The organism is Shewanella decolorationis (assembly GCF_004354305.1).
Taxonomy (GTDB): Bacteria; Pseudomonadota; Gammaproteobacteria; order Enterobacterales; family Shewanellaceae; genus Shewanella; species Shewanella decolorationis.
The window spans coordinates 2,326,220-2,345,839 of the sequence record NZ_CP037898.1 but is presented as its reverse complement, the minus strand read 5'-3'; the positions used below and the strand labels follow the sequence as shown (position 1 = coordinate 2,345,839).

General features: G+C 44.6%; 18 protein-coding genes. 6 read left to right on the top strand and 12 right to left on the bottom strand.

Translation table 11 applies throughout. The features are described from left to right. Nucleotides 1–280: 280 nt before the first annotated feature. Nucleotides 281–1,759 carry a histidine kinase N-terminal 7TM domain-containing diguanylate cyclase gene (locus EYR25_RS10670; protein ID WP_133179992.1) on the top strand — a complete coding sequence of 493 codons (1,479 nt, stop codon included), beginning with the start codon at nt 281–283 and terminating at the stop codon, nt 1,757–1,759. On the opposite strand, the gene EYR25_RS10665 is transcribed toward EYR25_RS10670, so the two are convergent. The 5 genes from EYR25_RS10665 to tkt all read right to left on the bottom strand — a co-directional run bounded on the left by EYR25_RS10665 (nt 1,737) and on the right by tkt (nt 9,289). Continuing rightward, nucleotides 1,737–3,320: a response regulator transcription factor gene (locus EYR25_RS10665; protein ID WP_243729953.1), complete on the bottom strand. Its 1,584-nt coding sequence runs from the start codon at nt 3,318–3,320 to the stop codon at nt 1,737–1,739. The genes EYR25_RS10670 and EYR25_RS10665 overlap by 23 nt on opposite strands. Before the next feature lie 253 nt (nt 3,321–3,573). Then, a complete protein-coding gene (gene fba / locus EYR25_RS10660) occupies nt 3,574–4,641 on the bottom strand; it encodes a class II fructose-bisphosphate aldolase (RefSeq protein WP_011621571.1) in 1,068 nt (355 codons plus the stop codon). 199 nt (nt 4,642–4,840) lie between these two features. Then, a complete protein-coding gene (locus EYR25_RS10655) occupies nt 4,841–6,016 on the bottom strand; it encodes a phosphoglycerate kinase (protein ID WP_011718153.1) in 1,176 nt (391 codons plus the stop codon). 133 nt (nt 6,017–6,149) lie between these two features. After that, a complete protein-coding gene (epd, locus tag EYR25_RS10650; protein ID WP_133179987.1) occupies nt 6,150–7,166 on the bottom strand; it encodes an erythrose-4-phosphate dehydrogenase in 1,017 nt (338 codons plus the stop codon). Nucleotides 7,167–7,294: 128 nt separating this feature from the next. Then, entirely contained in the window at nt 7,295–9,289 is a 1,995-nt protein-coding gene (tkt, locus tag EYR25_RS10645) for a transketolase (RefSeq protein WP_133179985.1), read from the bottom strand. A 475-nt stretch (nt 9,290–9,764) separates the two neighbouring features. On the opposite strand from tkt, the gene metK reads away from it, so the two are divergent. The 3 genes from metK to EYR25_RS10630 all read left to right on the top strand — a co-directional run bounded on the left by metK (nt 9,765) and on the right by EYR25_RS10630 (nt 12,687). Then, entirely contained in the window at nt 9,765–10,916 is a 1,152-nt protein-coding gene (gene metK, locus EYR25_RS10640; RefSeq protein ID WP_037414745.1) for a methionine adenosyltransferase, read from the top strand. 441 nt (nt 10,917–11,357) lie between these two features. Next, on the top strand, nt 11,358–11,921 hold the full coding sequence (locus EYR25_RS10635; protein WP_023266625.1) for a hypothetical protein: 564 nt from the start codon (nt 11,358–11,360) through the stop codon (nt 11,919–11,921). Between the two features lie 73 nt (nt 11,922–11,994). Further along, nucleotides 11,995–12,687 (top strand): hypothetical protein, encoded by a 693-nt coding sequence (locus EYR25_RS10630; protein ID WP_133179983.1) that lies wholly within the window; start codon nt 11,995–11,997, stop codon nt 12,685–12,687. 59 nt (nt 12,688–12,746) lie between these two features. On the opposite strand, the gene EYR25_RS10625 is transcribed toward EYR25_RS10630, so the two are convergent. The 4 genes from EYR25_RS10625 to EYR25_RS10615 all read right to left on the bottom strand — a co-directional run bounded on the left by EYR25_RS10625 (nt 12,747) and on the right by EYR25_RS10615 (nt 15,768). Further along, nucleotides 12,747–13,091: a hypothetical protein gene (locus tag EYR25_RS10625; protein ID WP_133179981.1), complete on the bottom strand. Its 345-nt coding sequence runs from the start codon at nt 13,089–13,091 to the stop codon at nt 12,747–12,749. Continuing rightward, nucleotides 13,084–14,631, bottom strand: a complete 1,548-nt coding sequence (locus EYR25_RS10620) for an EAL domain-containing protein (RefSeq protein ID WP_243729952.1) — start codon at nt 14,629–14,631, stop codon at nt 13,084–13,086. Before EYR25_RS10620 ends, EYR25_RS10625 begins: the two co-directional genes overlap by 8 nt. Nucleotides 14,632–14,705: 74 nt before the next feature. Continuing rightward, nucleotides 14,706–15,095, bottom strand: coding sequence for a hypothetical protein (locus EYR25_RS21345; RefSeq protein ID WP_243729951.1), 390 nt, complete (start codon nt 15,093–15,095; stop codon nt 14,706–14,708). A 130-nt stretch (nt 15,096–15,225) separates the two neighbouring features. After that, nucleotides 15,226–15,768, bottom strand: a complete 543-nt coding sequence (locus EYR25_RS10615; RefSeq protein ID WP_165953566.1) for a GNAT family N-acetyltransferase — start codon at nt 15,766–15,768, stop codon at nt 15,226–15,228. Nucleotides 15,769–15,921: 153 nt separating this feature from the next. Here EYR25_RS10615 and EYR25_RS10610 point away from each other — a divergent pair, with 153 nt between their 5' ends. Further along, complete coding sequence (locus tag EYR25_RS10610; protein WP_133179976.1) at nt 15,922–16,935, top strand: GGDEF domain-containing protein; 1,014 nt, start codon at nt 15,922–15,924, stop codon at nt 16,933–16,935. A 12-nt stretch (nt 16,936–16,947) separates the two neighbouring features. On the opposite strand, the gene EYR25_RS10605 is transcribed toward EYR25_RS10610, so the two are convergent. Then, nucleotides 16,948–17,181 (bottom strand): hypothetical protein, encoded by a 234-nt coding sequence (locus EYR25_RS10605; protein WP_086903750.1) that lies wholly within the window; start codon nt 17,179–17,181, stop codon nt 16,948–16,950. Nucleotides 17,182–17,251: 70 nt separating this feature from the next. On the opposite strand from EYR25_RS10605, the gene EYR25_RS10600 reads away from it, so the two are divergent. Then, nucleotides 17,252–17,668, top strand: coding sequence for an META domain-containing protein (locus EYR25_RS10600; protein ID WP_133179974.1), 417 nt, complete (start codon nt 17,252–17,254; stop codon nt 17,666–17,668). Nucleotides 17,669–17,723: 55 nt separating this feature from the next. Here the strand turns inward: EYR25_RS10600 and EYR25_RS10595 are convergent, their stop codons facing one another. Further along, nucleotides 17,724–19,046: a dicarboxylate/amino acid:cation symporter gene (locus tag EYR25_RS10595; protein ID WP_133179972.1), complete on the bottom strand. Its 1,323-nt coding sequence runs from the start codon at nt 19,044–19,046 to the stop codon at nt 17,724–17,726. A gap of 162 nt (nt 19,047–19,208) precedes the next feature. Then, on the bottom strand, nt 19,209–19,505 hold the full coding sequence (locus EYR25_RS10590; protein ID WP_133179970.1) for a DUF4234 domain-containing protein: 297 nt from the start codon (nt 19,503–19,505) through the stop codon (nt 19,209–19,211). Nucleotides 19,506–19,620 lie beyond the last annotated feature (115 nt).

Sequence of the window (19,620 nt, the reverse complement as noted above, 5' to 3'; positions counted from 1 at the left end):
AAGCGATAACAGATTAACGACTGAAAAATAAAGTACTTGTATGTGAACTCAGTAGGGGATTGAACGCAATCACCTTGGCGTATAAGTCCGAATAGTTGGCGTAAAAGTGCGAATGAATAATGCGGTTTAGGTGTCAGCCTTTTGTTTTAGGCTTATTTCTTTCTTGTATCAATAACGTTAAGATAGCCACGTTTTGTAGAAGAATAGATACTTAGCGCATATGCGCTAGTTAGCTGCCCGTGATTAATGTTGAGAGGTGGCTTAGTGAAAAGGCGTTTGCATGTTTGCTGATTTTACGGTTTTCAGTTGGTTATTATTCCTTATCTCCGCACTATGCCTCATCCTTGCAGGGGCGACACTTAAAATCCGTTACCAAGCGGTCACGATTTGGTTTATTGGGCTGCTGCTGGCTTACGCCATTCAAGCCTTTGGTTATGCTTTTGAACTGACAAGTCATGAGCTAGATTCAATTAAATTTTGGCTCAATATTGAATTTGTAGGTGCCTGCTTTATTCCTACTTGTGTAGTCTTGTTTGCGGTGAGTTATCAGACCCGAACCTCGCCACCTTTATGGTTAGTGAGTAGTTTGCTTTCGATCAGTGCCATAGTGCTATTAGGCCAATTAACCAATGATTTGCATGGGCTAGGCTTTAATATTGTCGGGCTAGAAAAAGTGGATAACATCAGTGTCACGACCAATCATTTAGGATGGCTGTACTTAGCGTATTCGCTCTATATTCATTTGGCCGTTATCGTGAGTGTGATTATTTTTATCCGCTGCATGCAAAATACACATCCAGTATTAAGGCCACAGATTTTACTCATTCTGGTCGGCATTACCTTAACTTGGCTGAACTATATTTGGACGCTTATTGGCAATACTCCCTACGGCCTTGATATGAGTCCTTTTGGTTTATTTTTTTGTACTATCGCCTTTGCGATAAGTGTGTTTCGTTATGACTTAATTAAACTCACCCCCATTGCACGGGATCAAATATTTCACCAAGTTGAACAAGGTTATATCGTGATTGATGAGCAATCGCGCTTAATTGACTATAACCCAAAGGCAAAAATCTTCTTGCCAACACTATCGACGGGGAAAATAGGTCAACCATTAAGTAGTTTTATTGACCCATTACTGGTGGCTGATAACCAAACTAAGGTGATCAGATTAGAGGATGGTAAAAGAGTCCAAGTACAGCGTTCACTCATGGGAAAAAACGCCGCCATGGCGATTGGCAGTGTGATCATGCTGTCCGATGTCACCGAAAAAGAGCAACTGCTCGAAGAAATGGAAAGAATCGCCAATACCGATTCATTAACGGGCTGCCATAATCGCCATGCATTATATTGCCGACTTAAACAACAGATTATTGAAAGTCGCCATCAGTTAACGCCCCTTTCTATTGTTGCCTTGGATATTGTCAGCTTTCGTAAAGTGAATGAAGTTCACGGCTATACCATTGGCGATATGCGCCTAAAACAGTTAAGCCATATCCTCAATCATCACTTACCCAGTAATGCCATATTAACTCGTTATATTGGCGATATTTTTATTATTATTTTACCCGGCTATCGGTTAGAGGATGCCAATCAACTCGCGCAGCAACTAGCAGATAAAGCCAAGCAACTGACCTCACTTGCTATCAGCACTTTTTGTGTTCAACACCTCTCTGAAGAAAGCGATCGACAAGTTATTGATCGCCTCTTAGGTGAAGCCATGCAATTAAAAAAACTTAGGCCAAGTTTGGCGGTTTAGTACTGGCATCCTTTTTAAATTGGCTGGGCGTTACCCCATATTCAGCCCTAAAGACGCGGCCAAAGTAATTTTGACTGGTAAAACCTGCATAGTAGGCGGCTTCTTTAACGCTGTGCCCTGCGACTAAAGCATCCTTAGCGATTTGTAATTGGGTTTGCTTTAAATATTGGGAATATGACAAGCCAAATACGCTTTGTACGCGCCGCTGCAATGAACGGCTACTGGTATGAAACTGCTGTGCAACAAACTCAACCGTCAATTCCTGTGTGGTAATGTGCTGATCAATCACCCATCTTAAACGTTTAGCGAATTGTTCATCGAGGCTTTCTGTTGTGCTTAGCACAGGTGTTGAAGAGGATGCTTGCGCAGAATTTGTGGCTAAGGAAAGCGATAACATTTGCTGCTGCACAAGTCGCCTATTTTCAATTAAAGCATTTAACCTCACAACCAATAATGCGGGATCGCTGTTTTTGCTGACATAATCATCGGCATAACACTGCCATGCCTGTAAACGTTGCTGCGGATCATCAACCGCAGTTAACATCACAAAGGGAATGGCGGCATATTCAGGCTGATGTTTGAGTGTTGATAACCAACTGGCCGCATCACCATCACTTAATTGGGTATCACATAGGATTAATTCTGCGCCCTGTTCATCTAACTCATATTGCGCTCCTTGCCATGTTTGGCAAAGCGTGAGTCGAAAATCAGCAGCTAAATGGTAATAAAGCCAATCCATAAACTCTGGTTCGCTCTCGACGATCAACACTTTAGCTTTGGTCTCATCAGCAACATGATGCTGTAGATATCTAAAATCTGGCGTAAATTGCGGTAATTCAGAGACTGTCGCAGGTAAGTTAAGCGTATATTGCGCTATTGATTGTGAACTATGAAGGCAACAGAGTTCCCCCCCATTTTCTTCCACCCGCTTTTTTAACAACAGGTAACTAGCATCGGCACATTCTTCCCGCGTAGCCTCGACGTTATCCGTTAAGGTTAAGCGAAGCCCTTGCTGTGACTCTATCTCAAGCACATAGCCTGATATACCTGTTGATTGCCTGACGTCCTGACAAAACTTGCTGAAGACTTTTTCTAACAGTTCGAGATGGGTTTGAACCAGCAGTTCGGGGATTTCACTAATATGAATGGGTAAAGGTTGTTGGCTTTTTGCCTTCTCGAAACTTAATTGGTTTTTTAGCCAAGGTTGCAACAAAAATGGCGAGGACAACATCTGGCGAGATGACTCATTCCACTGCTTTGTACTGTCGAGAAGTTGGTTGATACGCTGCAATAAGGCATTCATCTCATCGGTATGGGTCTTTACGTTCGCAATATATGGCGCTAACCAAGTAACATTTTTTGTTATTTCAGCAAACAGTTGTCCGAAGGTGCGCTGTTCAGATTCACGTTGTTGCCTAAGCGATTGTATTATTTGATTAGCCTGAGTAAGTTCAGCCTGAAATGACTTCAGCTTTGCTTGGTAAGTTATCGCGAGTTTGACCAGATAAACACAAAAAACCAAGATGCTTAACAGTAACAGAAACCCAAAAAATGAGGACAACAGTGCTTCTCCAGATGTTCCATTCAACAAATCGATAATGTAGCTCGGCTATTGTGAAGATTTTTCGACCATTGGCAATCCAATTGACTCGATCAAAATCACATATAACCCCAAAATTCATTTAACTTATAAAACAAAAAGCCAATATAAGTCTCAACAACAAATACATTCAGGTTCCAATTAAAAGTCGCTAACTTATTAAAATTCAATAAAAAAGCCCGCTAACTGCGGGCTTTGAAAAGTAATGTAAGGCTTACAGGTTGATCTTAGGATCTAATGCGCCTGACTGATAAGCTTTGTACATTGCTTGTAAAGACAAAGGCTTAATCTTAGAAGCTTGACCCGCGCAACCAAAGGCTTCGTAGCGAACAGTACAGATGTCTGCCATCGCTTCCATAGAGGCTTTAAGGAACTTACGTGGGTCGAACTCGCTTGGGTGTTCGGCCAAGTATTTACGTACCGCACCGGTAGACGCTAAACGTAGGTCGGTATCGATGTTCACTTTACGCACGCCGTGTTTGATACCTTCAACGATTTCTTCTAATGGCACGCCGTAAGTTTCAGGAATTTGACCACCATATTGGTTGATGATCTGTAACCATTCTTGAGGCACTGAAGAAGAACCGTGCATTACTAAGTGAGTGTTAGGAATGCGGGCATGGATTTCTTTGATGCGGTCGATACGCAGTACATCGCCAGTTGGTTTACGGCTGAACTTGTATGCACCGTGGCTAGTACCAATCGCAATCGCCAGCGCGTCAACATGGGTATCAGCAACGAAGCGTGCCGCTTCTTCTGGGCTGGTCAGCAGTTGGTCGTGGCTTAATACGCCTTCAGCACCCACACCGTCTTCTTCACCAGCAGTACCGGTTTCTAAGCTGCCTAAACAACCGATTTCACCCTCTACAGACACACCACAAGCGTGGGCGAAAGCAACGGTTCTACGAGTTACATCGACGTTGTATTCGTAAGAAGCTGGGGTTTTACCGTCGGCCATTAATGAACCGTCCATCATGACTGATGACATACCTAATTGGATAGAACGCTGGCAGATATCAGGATCGGTACCATGGTCTTGGTGAATACAGACCGGGATATCGGGATACTGCTCAAGTGCAGCCGTCATCAGGTATTTTAAGAATTGTGGACGCGCATATTTACGTGCACCCGCTGAGGCTTGCACGATAACAGGGCTGTCTGTAGCTTCTGCGGCCTGCATGATGGCACGCATTTGCTCAAGGTTGTTTACGTTGAACGCTGGCACACCGTATCCATGTTCTGCCGCGTGATCGAGTAGTTGTCGTAGGGAAATTAACGCCATTTTTTAACTCCAATAATAGGGTGACGGTCACATCAACGTTAGGTCACCGAGGTCGCTATCGTTTGGATGGATTTTTATGCTCAATCGCTCTAGTGATGTGTAAATCCCTTTAGAGAAAGAGCGGTTTTTTTATAATTTTTTATCTTGTTTTTGTGCCATCGCGGCGCCCTGCCGCGATGGTGCAATACCTAAATCAATATTAGGCACCGCGTTGTTTTAGCATAGCTACAGCCGGTAACTCTTTACCTTCTAAAAACTCCAGGAAAGCGCCACCGCCAGTAGAAATGTAAGAGACTTTATCGGCGATATCATACTTGTCGACCGCCGCTAAGGTGTCACCACCGCCCGCGATAGAGAAGGCTTTAGAATCAGCGATAGCTTGTGCGATACGCTTAGTACCTTCACCGAATTGGTCGAACTCGAACACGCCCACAGGGCCGTTCCATACGATAGTGCCAGCAGACTCGATGATTTTCGCTAAGGCTTCGGCGCTGTCGGGGCCGATGTCGAAAATCATGTCGCTATCGCCCACTTCATTGACCGCTTTTAAGGTCGCTGCGGCCGTTGGGCTAAACTCACCCGCAACAACCACATCGGTAGGCACAGGAATGTCGCCACCGCGGCTTTGGGCATTCGCCACTAAGCGCTTAGCTTCATCGATTAAATCAGCCTCATACAGTGACTTACCTACATTATGGCCCGCCGCAGCGATAAAGGTGTTGGCGATACCGCCACCCACAACTAATTGGTCAACGATGCCAGATAAGCTTTCTAATACGGTCAGCTTAGTCGACACTTTAGAACCACCAACGATGGCCACTAATGGGCGCGCAGGGTTGTCTAAGGCTTTGCCTAACGCTTCTAATTCTTGTGCTAATAATGGGCCAGCACAGGCGATAGGAGCGTGTAAGCCAACACCATTGGTTGAGGCTTCTGCACGGTGAGCGGTGCCGAAGGCATCCATCACATACACATCACATAAGGCCGCCATTTTCTTTGACAGGGCTTCGTCGTTTTTCTTCTCGCCTTTGTTAAAGCGAACGTTTTCAAACACAACCACTTCGCCTACCGCCACTTCAACGCCGTCTAAATAGTCGGTCGCTAAGCGCACAGGGCAAGACAGAGCTTTGGCCAAGTAATCGACCACAGGTTGCATGGAGAATTCGCTGTTGTATTCACCTTCGGTTGGACGACCTAAGTGAGACATCACCATTACCGCAGCACCTTTGGCAAGGGCTAATTCGATAGTGGGAAGAGAGGCGCGCAGACGTGCATCACTGGTGACGACGCCGTTGCTGACTGGCACATTGAGATCTTCACGAATAAGCACTCGCTTACCTTGGAGATCTAAATCTGACATATTGATAATTGCCATGGTAACGCTTCCTTTTATAATCAAAAAAACAAACTGGTTTTTGCATCAATTGGTTAGCTTAGATAGCTACTCGGCACTCGACATCCCGTCGAATTGGCCACTCGGCTTAACCCATTGGTATAAATTCTTATCTTCAGCTTTGTTTAGCTGCAATCATCGCCAAACTGGTATCTAGCATGCGATTTGCAAAGCCCCACTCGTTATCGCACCACAGCAACAGTTTAACCAACTGCCCAGCGCTCACCCGCGTCTGGGTGCCATCGACAATACTTGAGCGCGGATCATGGTTAAAATCACAGGATACGAGCGGCTCATCAGTATAGCCTAAGATACCGTTAAATCGTCCATTGGCGGCCAATTCTAGCACTTGATTGACGGTCGCAATATCCACTGTTTTATCTAATGTTACCGAAAGATCGATAGCAGTAACGTTAATCGTGGGAACGCGCACCGAAATCGCCTCAAACTTGTCTTTCATGTGCGGCAGAATGCGCTCGATACCGCGGGCAAGTTTAGTGTCGACAGGGATGATGGACTGACCCGCAGCTCGGGTGCGACGTAAGTCATCATGATAGGCATCAATCACTTGCTGATCGTTCATCGCAGAATGGATAGTGGTAATCGCGCCGCTTTTCACACCAAAGTGTTTATCCAGAACATCGATCACGGGCACGATACAGTTGGTCGTACAAGAAGCATTAGAAACCACTGTATGCTCGGCGCGCAGTAAGTCTTGATTCACACCGTAAACGATAGTGCCGTCAACATCGGCAGAAGAAGGATGACTGATTAAGACCTGTTTGGCGCCTGCGTGGATATGGGCCTCGCAGCTGTTGCGATCTAAGATGGCGCCTGTCGCTTCATAGACGATGTCGATGTCCATCTCACGCCAAGGCAGCTTAGCGGGATCCGGTTCATGGAGAATTTTGATGACGTCATCGCCGATCAGCATCAGATCATCGACTAATTTGACTTTGGGCTGAAACTGACCGTGGGTAGTATCGTACTGGGTCAAATGGACAATGGCTTCAGGCTTAGCTAACTCATTGATCGCGACAATTTGTATTTGCTGACGTTTTCCAGACTCGTATAAAGCACGAAGGATTGAGCGGCCAATACGACCATAACCATTGATTGCGACTCGGATCATTGAGGTCTTTATTTCCTCTTAACAGTACTGCATATACAAAAACGGCCTGCAAACGATTGCAGGCCGCATTATACAGATTAACCTTTCAAAAGTTTAACCTTTTGTCGGTAATCCCATCACCTAAACAATTAGCCTAGTGATTTTGCAGCGTTCAGCACATTTTCAACGGTGAAACCGAAGTGCTTCAGCAGCACGTTGCCTGGCGCAGACTCACCAAAGGTAGTCATGCCCACAACAGTGCCTTCGAAACCAACATACTTGTACCAGAAGTCAGTATGGGCCGCTTCGATAGCAATACGTTTAGTCACCGCTTTTGGCAGTACAGATTCTTTGTAAGCAGCATCTTGCTTATCAAACTCAGTGTTTGATGGCATAGAAACCACGCGAACTTGTTTGCCTTGTTCAGTCAGCGCAGCCGCAGCTTCTACCGCTAATTGCACTTCACTACCGGTCGCAATCAGGATGTACTCAGGCGTACCAGCACAGTCTTGCAGTACGTAAGCGCCTTTTGCCACATTCGCTAATTGCTCAGCAGTACGAGCTTGAGCCTTCAGGTTTTGACGGCTGAAGACTAGCGATGTCGGTGCATGACGACGTTCGATAGCCGCTTTCCAAGCCACTGCGGTTTCAGCCGCGTCACATGGGCGCCATACCGCCATGTTTGGCGTCATACGCAGGTTAGCTAATTGCTCAACTGGTTGGTGAGTTGGACCATCTTCACCTTGACCGATAGAGTCATGGGTGTAAACGAAGATGTTTTGAATACCCATCAGCGCAGACATACGGACTGCGTTACGTGCGTATTCCATAAACATCATGAACGTCGCGCCGTAGTTGATGAAACCACCATGCAGTGACACACCGTTCATGATGCCGCTCATACCGAACTCACGCACACCGTAGTACACGTAGTTACCCGCTGGATCTTCTTGAATGCCTTTAGAACCTGCCCACAGGGTCAGGTTAGAACCTGCTAAGTCAGCACTGCCGCCCAACAGTTCAGGCAGCATAGCGCCAAAGGCTGCAATCGCGTTTTGTGACGCTTTACGGCTCGCAATGCCTTCGCCTTTCGCTTGGCATTCTTGGATAAAGGCTTGTGCTTTGGCTTCGAAATCAGCTGGTAATTCACCTTTCAGTACACGGCGCTCGTATTCAGCAGCTAATTCTGGGTAAGCAGCAGCGTAAGCGGCAAACTTGTCGTTCCATGCAGCTTCACGGGCTGCTCCCACTTCTTTAGCATCCCAACCTGCGTATACGTCAGCGGGGATTTCGAATGGCGCATGTGGCCAGCCTAAGAATTCACGTGCCGCGGCGATTTCCGCATCACCTAATGGTGCACCGTGGCAATCGTGGCTGCCAGATTTGTTTGGTGAACCAAAACCGATAATGGTTTTGCAGCAGATCATTGTCGGCTTGTCGGTCACGGCTTTTGCCGCTTCGATAGCCGCGCGAATCGCATCGCTGTCGTGACCATCAACGTTAGCAATCACGTGCCAGCCGTATGATTCGAAACGTTTTGGCGTGTCATCGGTAAACCAGCCTTCAACATGGCCGTCGATAGAGATGCCGTTGTCATCCCAAAATGCGATCAGTTTGCCTAGGCCTAAGGTACCTGCCAGAGAACACGCTTCATGGGAAATACCTTCCATCAAGCAGCCATCGCCGAGGAAGCAGTAAGTGTAGTGGTCAACAATCTCATGACCTTCACGGTTAAACTGTGCCGCTAAGGTTTTTTCAGCAATCGCCATACCCACAGCGTTGCTGATCCCAGCACCTAATGGACCCGTTGTGGTTTCAACACCTGGGGTGTAACCGTATTCAGGGTGACCAGGTGTTTTTGAATGTAACTGACGGAATTGCTTCAGTTCATCCATTGGCAGGTCATAGCCAGTTAGGTGTAATAAAGAGTAGATCAGCATAGAGCCGTGACCGTTAGAGAGGATAAAGCGATCTCTATCGACCCATTTCGGATTGTTCGGGTTGTGCTTAAGGAAATCATTCCACAGCACTTCAGCAATATCTGCCATGCCCATTGGGGCGCCAGGGTGGCCTGAGTTTGCTTTTTGAACTGCATCCATACTTAACGCACGGATTGCGTTGGCGAGTACTTTACGGGAAGACATGCTCTCTCCTGCTTAATTTGTGGGGTCTAGCGGGCAATTTGGACGCATATTTTCCCCTACATAGCGAAGCGACGCAAACGAAAATTCACCACAATATTGCCTTCCCGCCCGCAATAGGACTTTTTACGATAAAAATAGCTTAAGGATGAACTATTCAAGCTAAGGCTTCGTACTTTAAGTCGCTATAACATAACCTTGTACGATTTCCCCCAAAGCTCATCTGGGTGGAAAAGAGGAAATGCCGCCGCGCATCCTTAGTGGAATCAGATGGATTTTAAACACTTTTAATTAATTATTTTCAATCAGTTAAATGACAACCATGCTTTTTAGTTCAAATTTTAAAGCTGAGATTTACCTCACTAAGTACAGAAATATTTAGCTTTGGGGGTGTCATGGCGATGAAATTCCACTAAAATAGCCGTCTAGATGTAGATGCTTCTACACGTTTGATTGCTAACAACGAGATTTTCCTACTATGGCAAAGCACTTGTTTACTTCTGAGTCGGTCTCAGAAGGTCATCCCGATAAAATTGCAGATCAGATTTCTGATGCTGTGCTAGACGCGATTCTGGCCCAAGATCCTAAAGCACGTGTTGCGTGCGAAACGTATGTCAAAACTGGCATGGTATTAGTAGGTGGCGAAGTGACCACCTCTGCCTGGGTTGATATTGAAGAGCTGACCCGTAAAACGGTTCGTGAGATTGGTTATATCCATTCAGATATGGGCTTCGATGCCGATTCTTGCGCCGTATTAAATGCGATTGGCAAACAGTCTCCAGACATCAATCAAGGTGTTGACCGCGCAGATCCAAAAGAGCAAGGTGCCGGCGACCAAGGTCTAATGTTTGGTTATGCCAGCAACGAAACTGACATTCTGATGCCAGCGCCAATCACCTATGCCCACGCATTAGTGAAGCGTCAATCAGAAGTGCGTAAAAACGGCACTCTGCCATGGTTACGCCCAGATGCGAAAAGCCAAGTCACCTTCGCTTACGAAGACAACAAAATTGTTGGTATCGATGCGATCGTACTGTCTACCCAACACAGCCCAGACATCGCCCAAGCAGACCTGATCGAAGGCGTGATGGAAACCATCATCAAACCAGTTCTGCCAGCACAATGGCTGAGCAAGGACACTAAATACTTCATTAACCCAACTGGCCGTTTCGTTATCGGTGGTCCAATGGGTGACTGTGGTTTAACCGGTCGTAAGATCATCGTGGATACCTACGGTGGTATGGCGCGTCACGGTGGTGGTGCATTCTCTGGTAAAGACCCATCAAAAGTTGACCGTAGTGCGGCCTATGCTGCCCGTTACGTTGCGAAAAACATCGTAGCAGCAGGCTTAGCGGACCGTTGTGAGATCCAAGTGTCTTACGCTATCGGTGTGGCTGAACCAACGTCTATCAGCGTTGAGACCTTCGGTACAGGTAAAGTGTCTGAAGAAGTCTTAATCAAGTTAGTCCGTCAACACTTCGACCTGCGTCCATACGGCCTAACCGAAATGTTGAACTTGGCTCGCCCAATTTATCAAGCAACCGCCGCTTATGGTCACTTTGGCCGCAGCGAGTTCCCATGGGAAGCGACGGATAAAGCTGACGCACTGCGCGCAGATGCAGGTCTATAATCTGCATTAAGATCACGCTTTAACTTGTAAAAAACCGCCTAAGGGCGGTTTTTTTATGCTTAAATCCCAACGCAAATGCATAGAAAGCCGAATTTATTTTAAGTTTTTTTCTCTTTTATAAATCAGCAAATTATGGAGCATACCCTCAAAGTTTAAATTTAATTATCAAGAAAAAAACATGCACAACCTATTAAATAATCAAAAGAATAATATTTTTTCATTTCCAGAAATCTGCACATCACTCATCCAAAGAGAGCGATTGATTTTGAATCACTGTCGGCTACGCTTATCTGCACTACGAAAGAATTTTCGTGGTTAGTACGAGTTTTACTTTGGCAGGGAAGCTGAAGAGAACCTTCACGATTCTTCCTATCTATAAGTAAAACATTTATATCACTCTACGCTGGAACTACCAGCAACTCAGGAATAAGGATATTCGAAATGGCTAATTTGAATTTTATCGCTCCTCATAACCAAATTGCTTTTGCTGCTCCAGAAAGAAATAGCACTGGCGTTTCCTCTTGGAAAGTTTCAACTAAACGCGGTACTCAATCAGGTTTAGGAGTATCGGTTTCTGGTGCGGGAGCATGGGCCAAACTTGATGGCACTATGAAGTTCAAAATTCGTAGTTTAGATAATTCTAAGACCTACGATATGATGAAAAAAGAGTACCACATAGGTGGAGGTGTTAGTGCATTTTGGAGCTGGTTAGGCATTTCAGCCAACGCTGAAACCCACAAAGAAGAAATCCATGAGGTTTTCAAAGAAGTATCGAACTCTCAAGAAGTTGAAGGTTCTGCAAATGTCAGTTTGTATGTCTCAGGGCAATATCCTAATGTGCAAGTAGATGCTTCAGGTTATGTCCTGATCATGCAAATAGAAGACAGTTCTGGTAATACCTACAATATGATGTCCGCAGGTGACCCAGCAAGTGATACCGGTGCACAAGATCAAAATGGTAATGCCTTACCGAGTAAGGATAATAACAGTACTATTATCCTGTAATTGTAAATAACATAAATAGACAAACGCCCTAACATAGTCGGAATGTAGGGCGTTTTATGGGAAACCACTCAGAATGTACTTAATAACACTCCCTCAGGATCTGATTTCAAGGAATGAAGTAATACTCAGACAGAATGATGAATACCGATTAAATTATCTTCCTCAGGCATTAGTAAAATCTGTTATAAATACTCCCACTATAAATGGCATTCTCTATAAAGGATATAACCAAGTTTCAGCACAGGTCACTTCTGGAAGTCACAATTCTGTTGAACTCACATTTGAGCTTTCGATACCCAGTATTTCAGCTGCAACCTTTGCATATTTTCGTAATGAAGTAAGGCAAAAACTAGGTTCCGGAGAAGAATTACAAATATCAACAGCTGCAGGAATAGGACCATATCCACCGCCTAAAGCGGAAACTAGGATGGCAAGTTACGGCGTGGAACTCTTTGCTAAACAGATTATTAAGGAAGTAGATATAAATCTAAATAGCTTTGACTTTAATGGAATGACAGCCTCGCTAATAATTCAAAAAATATTACAAGATATAAGACAGCTACCAGTAGAGCAGATAAAATTTTCCGGCTCTATCGCACTGAACTCGAACCTAACCACCTCACAAAGTATATCAGTTTATCTACCTATCTCGACGGTTGTGTTTAGTGACGGCTTAACTATCCCGTTTTCAGCATATGCTTCAAACGCTGTAATAACAGAAATTCCAATAAAGACTGTAAGCATACCATACGACTTTTGGGCATAGATAAATAGCTGTCAAAGCGTATAAACTTTGCAGTAAATATTTAACTTTTTTTGAAACAACTACTCACAGTGATCAAAATGAGCGTTTTGTATACGCAACAGGTTTATCTGCGCGGCGGATAACGGCGCACACTCTTGTATGCCAATTATCCTTGAACCTTGAACGGCATTCGGTGTTAAAGGAACAATAGCGGCACAGTAAGCATTAGTTCGGCCACAATCGAGCCAACAATCTTCAATCTGTAACCAATAATGGGGTCGACTATCGTCGCAATCGACTTCAAATCCACGGGCTTCACGCTGCTGCAACGTGCACTCGGATAACAAGACTCGCAAATTATCCCAAGCCGACAAGTTCGCATTGGCGTATGTCGTCAGCAGATTGCTGACCAAGGTATCACTCACTATTTCTCTCCAACCAAAAGGCTTTGGCTTCGGGTCCTGGCATCGCCTTGGCGTATAACCAGCCCTGCACATAAGCAACACCGGCCTCCTTTACAAACTCAGCTTCTAAAAGAGTTTCAACACCTTCTGCCGTTAGGCTAAAACCTAAGCTACTGCAAAGTTTACAGATTTGTAGATACAGAGTTCGGCCTTTGGGCTCGCTAGTATTGGCAAGAATACTTCGGTCTAATTTAATGCCATCAACGTTAATTCGGCTCAAAAGGCTTAAGCTCGAAAATCCGGTGCCAAAATCATCCAACCAAAATCTAAACCCACTCTGTTTAAGCTGTCGAATGCTATTATCTATTCGGCTTAAATCCAACATAAAAGCAGATTCTAACATCTCAATTTCAACCTGTTCAGCAACACTTCCAAGCCTTTCATTCATTACCGCCAATAATTGGACATCGGTAATATTATTGGGATCAATATTGATACTCACCTTGGGATAGAAGTCTTCTAACGACCATCGAGCAAGATCTTCTGCTACGGTATTAATCACAAAGCGGTCAACAATATGCGAATATCCTGCTCGCTGAAAAGCATCAATAAAATAGGGGCCTTTTAAACGCCCATACTCATCCTTCAAGCGAATGAGGGCTTCAAACCCAACGACTTTACCGTCTGCTAGGGCAATTTTAGGCTGATAATGAAGTTGTAATTCTCCAGCTAATACTTCTTTAATCGTTTTTTCTAAATTAATTTCAGCCTTTAAAGATTCAGATTGTTTCTTGAGATAATGTGTTTCATTCATTTTTTCAATATCATCTTGAAACTGAACACGCTTTATCAATTCACGATCAAATTCATAGTGTTCACTCATCAACGAAAAACGTCGCACAAAAGGTAAATAAATTAAAACCCCAACGAAGATAAGAAAGCACTGGAACAGCACAGTGCTCAGATGACCACTTGCTATATAAGCATTAACCAATGGCGGGGTTATCCAAGGAAAACTATGGGTATCAAACTCTAACATCCCTATGCTAATGGCACTATACGCCAGTAAAAAATTGCATATTGGAGAGATAATAAATGGTAAAAGCAATCTTGGATTAAAAATAATGGGTAAGCCATAAATCAGAATTTCATTAATGTTAAATATTGCAAACGGCGTTGCGATTTTAGCGATATGCCTAGTCGCGCTATCTTTTGAACCTATAAAAATTGCAATAATTAACGATAAAGTCGCACCACTTCCGCCATAAAGAATAAATAAATCCATAAATTGGCTAGCAGTTAGATTTGGTACAACCTCAGTTAAACCATTATCTACCCCAATTAACAACAAATATGCATTATCACCATGAACGCCAAAACACCAAAGGATATGAGTTAACAAAATGCGAATAAACAATTGGATGCCAATGCTTGCCGTTTGTAATGTTTCAATTAAAGGGGAAAAAAACCAGCTCAGCAAAGTCGATGCTTCGGTCACAAGCAGTAATATCACAATAAAGCAAATTACAACGGGCAAAAATATGTTTAGATGCTGTTTCAAGTAGCGACTTAATGCCTTCCCTCTCACTAAATCCAACCATCGCCAAGCTACCAAAAATCGTAATAAATAGGCTGTTAAATCGGCAAGACGACGACCCGAGGATCACCTAACACCGCGTAAACATAGTCAATATTCAACGCCTCCCCAGTAGTGGGGACATGCATGGCCAGCAAGACACTAAAGGATATCGAGCAAACAACAATCGCTGAAAGTTGTAAATACTTAGCGAAATGAAATGAAAGCGAAATCAAGGCTAGCAGCGGAAATACTTTTGCAAGCTGTACCGAAAAGAATGTCAGGCCATAGAAAATAGCGGTTGTCTGCCATTCAGGTGCCCAAGTGCTTAATAGTGCAATAATCAATGATAACAAGGAGTTTACAAGAATAAACGGCAGTAACGCGATAAAGGATTCACGTACAGAGATCAGAAAACTTCTATCAAGAAACTTGCGAAGCTCAAACATTCTAGGAGGATTATGGTCGAGAATTATTTATTTAAACATAGTCGATCAACCGCTTAGCGCATAACTTATGTCACAAAATACTGATTCTTTAAAGAAAAACAACGAAAAAATATTAACGAAAACAAATAGTTTATTGGCGAAGTTCCAGATGCATAAGATAATAATCTCTGTCTGAAAAAGTAAAAAAATCTTTCACTTGCATGTTAGCTTTGCGAGTATGCGCCGCCAATGAGCGCTCATTTTCCTCAGCGATAAAAGTCACCATATGCTCAAAACTAGGCGCAACTTCTTGGTATACCCTAGCAACAAGCGCCTCAAAAACGCCCTGCCCACGATAACCCTTATCAATCCAAATAGGGCCATATTGACAACTATTTTGTCGGGTTAATCTTGGGCTATCGCTATTATTTTTTTCTAATCTTTTCAGAATGAAACGATAAATGGGCCAAGCTTCAAAAAACGACCAGCGACCTGCAATCACATAACCTATGATTTTTCCCTGCACTTCAGCGACTAAAACCCAATGCTTTTCGATTAGCTGGGTTAATTCACTGGGCGTGAATGCCTGGCCAGCTAAATTAAAACCACCGGAAACGAGTTCATCATTAAGATGCTGGCGCTCTAAACTTGCCAATACTGCAACATCTTTTAAGGTTGCTAATCGAGTTTGCAACATAGGAAATTCCAACCAATGGTTAACTGCGAGATTTAGGCGCGTGAGTATACTTAATTTGTCAGTCAAAATTTGAATTTTTAGCGACAAATTTGCTAATCATGTCATTGTTTTCCAAACTTACCCTATCCTAGGCCATTTCCTTATCATTCTATGCTACCAGAGACTATTAACCCCAATATCAGCGTACTGGATAACGATCTGCTTCAGGTAAATTTAGGTCGTTGGATGCAGCAATGCGAATTAGTAAAGAGTTACTACAGTGCGGCCTATGCTTTTGTATTGCAAATTACTCAATCTGGTTTTGAAGTGATTGTGACTACCGTTAACGACACTCCGCTTTTTACCGCAGGCACACTTTTCCCTCATAACTTCCCACTCTTTCAAGCATTAAAAAATAGTAGCCTTGAAGGAGACTATCTCAATCTTGACCGCTTTATGCTCGACGAACTGCCACGGGAATTCGATGGAATACAGCATATTCTTTCCCGACCAATTGCTTGGCCCGACGGCAGTCAGTTTGGTTCACTGTGCGTGTTAAATCCCCATATGGTCGAGCCCGCGAGCAACAGCGCCATGCTGGAGCCGTTCCAAATATTGCTGCAGCAGGAATTATCCCTGTTATGCCAAAACCATCGCATTGAATCCCTATCAATGCGCGATCAAGAGACCGGCATGCTCAACCATTACGGTTTTATGATGATGGCACCTAGACAGCTGAATTTAGGACGACGTTTTGGCGCCCATGCAGGGATTATCTTCTTTGAGTTAACTGAAGCAAATCCATCGGAAAATAATTTAGAAGATAAACACCATAGACTACTGGGCAATTTGGTCCAAGATACTATTCGCACCGCTGATGTCGCCGCCCATTACAGTGAGACTCAATTTGTGGTGTTAGCTTTCGTCGATAGCGAACGCGATATATTGCACATTATGAAGCGGGTCGAAAAACAATTAGAACAACAAAACACCCATCTAAAACTCGATGCTAGCTATAGCTTTTTCACTCCAGAATCGACAGCCAAGTTAGCGCCCATGATGGAAGATGCGCGCTGCAAACTGAAATCCATGCAGCCAGAGCCTGAACCAACGCCGACGAATCAAGCGACTAAGTTCGATGCCGAGCAGTATGATAATCCCGCCGCCGACTCGGCCGAGCTCTAGCTTTACGCGGGATTAATCTTTAGGAAGCTCGTCCTGACGCTTCGCCCATTGGATAAACAACACCACGGGATAGGGTGACATCAATACGAGTCCTAAACCAATGAGGCTTGAGATCAGTAACATACCGCTGATTTCTAGACTCCATTGGGTCAACATATAGATCCCAAGTCCACAAACTAACATCAAAACACCTAACCAATGTAAAAACTTCAATAAATTCATAGTGCTTTTAATGGTATCTGTCATATAAACCTCTTTTTATCTCCCGCTAAACTTGTACACTATGGCCATGAATACGGAAAAAGGAACTGAGACAATGTTAAAACAAACATTTTTATTAAGCGCATTACTTTTTGGTTTAACCGCATGTCAGAGCACTGACGTTGCCAATCAGGAGACTGTGCCATTGCAGGGAAGCTGGCATATTGAAGCCGTTCAAGGGCAACCCACAGTGGATTACAGCCCTGCGCAAATTACCTTCGCTGATGAAGGTAAACTCTCTGGCAATAACAGCTGCAACAACTTCTTTGGCCAATACAGCCAGCAAGGACAGGCGCTAAAAATTATTCCTGGCGGCAGCACGATGAAGGCCTGCGTCGATGCGCTGATGCAGCAGGAGCATAAAGTGATGCAAGCCCTGCCATTGGTCGCTAAAGCCAAGCTAGTTCAAGGGCGTTTAACGCTGCTTAGCAGCGACGATAAGCCCGTCCTCGTCTTAAGCCAGCTTAAATAAGCTCGCTTCGATAATAAAAAACCGCCTAGTTGGCGGTTTTTTATTATTCGATGAATTAGCTTTTCGTCGCGGCGTTTTCACTCGCGGCATTTTGCTCGGCAATCATAGCGCTCTGCACCATGTCGGCATTGTAATGCTCAACATCGAGCTCATCTTCCGACTTAGCAATCACAGTCGTCGCCACTAAGTCGCCAGAAACGTTTACCACGGTGCGCGCCATATCGAGAATACGGTCAATCCCCGCAATCAAGGCCACGCCTTCTAAGGGCAAGCCCACGGTCGAGAGCACTAAGGTCAACATCACTAAGCCAGCGCCCGGCACGCCCGCGGTGCCGATTGAAGCTAAGGTCGCGGTTAAAATAATCGTTAGATAGTCGACCCAAGTTAAATCGATACCAAAGGCCTGCGCCACAAACAGCGCGGTCACGCCTTGGTATAAAGCCGTACCATCCATATTGATGGTGGTGCCTAAGGGCAGCACAAAGCTAGAGATCTTCTTATTTACCCCGAGATATTCGCTCGCACATTTCATGCTTGCAGGTAAAGTACCCGCCGAACTTGAGGTGGTAAATGCCACCGCCATCGCATTGCTGATCCCCTTGAAAAAATGCAGTGGATTGAGCTTGGCAAATAGACGCAGCACTATGCTGTAGAAGCCTAACACGTGGATAATACAGCCAATATAAACGGCAATAATCACTTTAATCAGCGGCCACAGCATGTCGATGCCATACTCGCCCGCAACCCATGCCATCAAGCCAAACACACCATAGGGCGCAAGCTTCATCACCATGTCAGTGAGTTTGTACATGGCCTCTGCAAGGCTTTCAAACACCTTAATCGCAGGCTTACCATGGTCGCCAATCAAGACCAAGGCAATCCCAAGCGCCACGGCAAACACAATCACTTGCAAAATTTGGCCACTCGCCAAGGCGGCGACGGGGTTGGTAGGCACTATGTCAATCAGGGTTTGCATCACAGAAGGAACTTCCTTCGCTGTTTGCACCGTTTCATGATGGAGTAAAGGCACACCGGCACCAGGCTGAATCACATAGCCCACGGCCAAACCTAGGCTGATCGCAATCGCGGTGGTGCACAGGTAAAACGCAAAAGACTTAAACCCAATTCGGCCCATTTTGGCGGTGTCTTCCATCGAGGTCACACCGACAATCAATGAACAAAATACTAAAGGCACGATCAGCATCTTGATGGTATTCACAAACAGGGTGCCAATAGGTTTCAGGTAAGAAGCCTGCTCACCTAAGCTGACGCCCACTGCAATCCCCAACACCATACCGACGAAAATTTGCAGCCACAGGGGCACTGACATCCAGGAAGACCAGATCCGGCCTAGGGCTGATGACCTTTGTTTTGACATGTTTATAACCTTGAGTTTGAAATGATGATAGGGCGAAGCCTTATCCTTGGCGGGACTAACCTTAAATTAGCCAGCCGCCGAGTCTAGCATAAGGGATAAAATTCTAAGGATGATCTATATCACGTTGATGTCAACCGCTGCAAAATCCACCTAATAGTTAACTTATGCCTCAAATTGCACCGTTCTGACTGAGGCGGCAAAACGTTGGCGATAAAGGGATGCGGGCGGCTGCTCACACTCGATAAGGTAGCTCCAATAGTCATCATCGAAACCGCTAAAGAGTGACTGATTATCCCCCTGCGATTTGAGGATTAAATACCACCAAACCAGCCCCCATAAACCAAAAGTGATTAAGGTAAGTACAAAGTGCATCCCATGATTAATCTTAAGATCTTTTTGTACTTCATAGGCTTGTAAAAATTTGGGCTTAAAGAGACGAGTTGATTTTACGAATGCCATAATCGCACCACTCCCTTAAGGTGAAAACCTTATTCAAGCCTAGCAGATTAGACTTTAGTCGTACAAAAATTAGCCGCAATTAAAGCAGGCTTTGAAACGCTGTTCACTCGTTCTT

What these genes read in the sequence shown, in the direction of transcription:
- EYR25_RS10655 (WP_011718153.1), bottom strand. Translation starts at nt 6,016, where the DNA reads ATGGCAATTATCAATATGTCAGATTTAGATCTCCAAGGTAAGCGAGTG.
- epd (WP_133179987.1), bottom strand. Translation starts at nt 7,166, where the DNA reads ATGATCCGAGTCGCAATCAATGGTTATGGTCGTATTGGCCGCTCAATC.
- EYR25_RS10590 (WP_133179970.1), bottom strand. Translation starts at nt 19,505, where the DNA reads ATGGCATTCGTAAAATCAACTCGTCTCTTTAAGCCCAAATTTTTACAA.
- EYR25_RS10670 (WP_133179992.1), top strand. Translation starts at nt 281, where the DNA reads ATGTTTGCTGATTTTACGGTTTTCAGTTGGTTATTATTCCTTATCTCC.
- fba (WP_011621571.1), bottom strand. Translation starts at nt 4,641, where the DNA reads ATGGCGTTAATTTCCCTACGACAACTACTCGATCACGCGGCAGAACAT.
- tkt (WP_133179985.1), bottom strand. Translation starts at nt 9,289, where the DNA reads ATGTCTTCCCGTAAAGTACTCGCCAACGCAATCCGTGCGTTAAGTATG.
- EYR25_RS10635 (WP_023266625.1), top strand. Translation starts at nt 11,358, where the DNA reads ATGGCTAATTTGAATTTTATCGCTCCTCATAACCAAATTGCTTTTGCT.
- EYR25_RS10610 (WP_133179976.1), top strand. Translation starts at nt 15,922, where the DNA reads ATGCTACCAGAGACTATTAACCCCAATATCAGCGTACTGGATAACGAT.
- EYR25_RS10595 (WP_133179972.1), bottom strand. Translation starts at nt 19,046, where the DNA reads ATGTCAAAACAAAGGTCATCAGCCCTAGGCCGGATCTGGTCTTCCTGG.
- EYR25_RS21345 (WP_243729951.1), bottom strand. Translation starts at nt 15,095, where the DNA reads ATGTTTGAGCTTCGCAAGTTTCTTGATAGAAGTTTTCTGATCTCTGTA.
- EYR25_RS10605 (WP_086903750.1), bottom strand. Translation starts at nt 17,181, where the DNA reads ATGACAGATACCATTAAAAGCACTATGAATTTATTGAAGTTTTTACAT.
- EYR25_RS10630 (WP_133179983.1), top strand. Translation starts at nt 11,995, where the DNA reads ATGTACTTAATAACACTCCCTCAGGATCTGATTTCAAGGAATGAAGTA.
- metK (WP_037414745.1), top strand. Translation starts at nt 9,765, where the DNA reads ATGGCAAAGCACTTGTTTACTTCTGAGTCGGTCTCAGAAGGTCATCCC.
- EYR25_RS10600 (WP_133179974.1), top strand. Translation starts at nt 17,252, where the DNA reads ATGTTAAAACAAACATTTTTATTAAGCGCATTACTTTTTGGTTTAACC.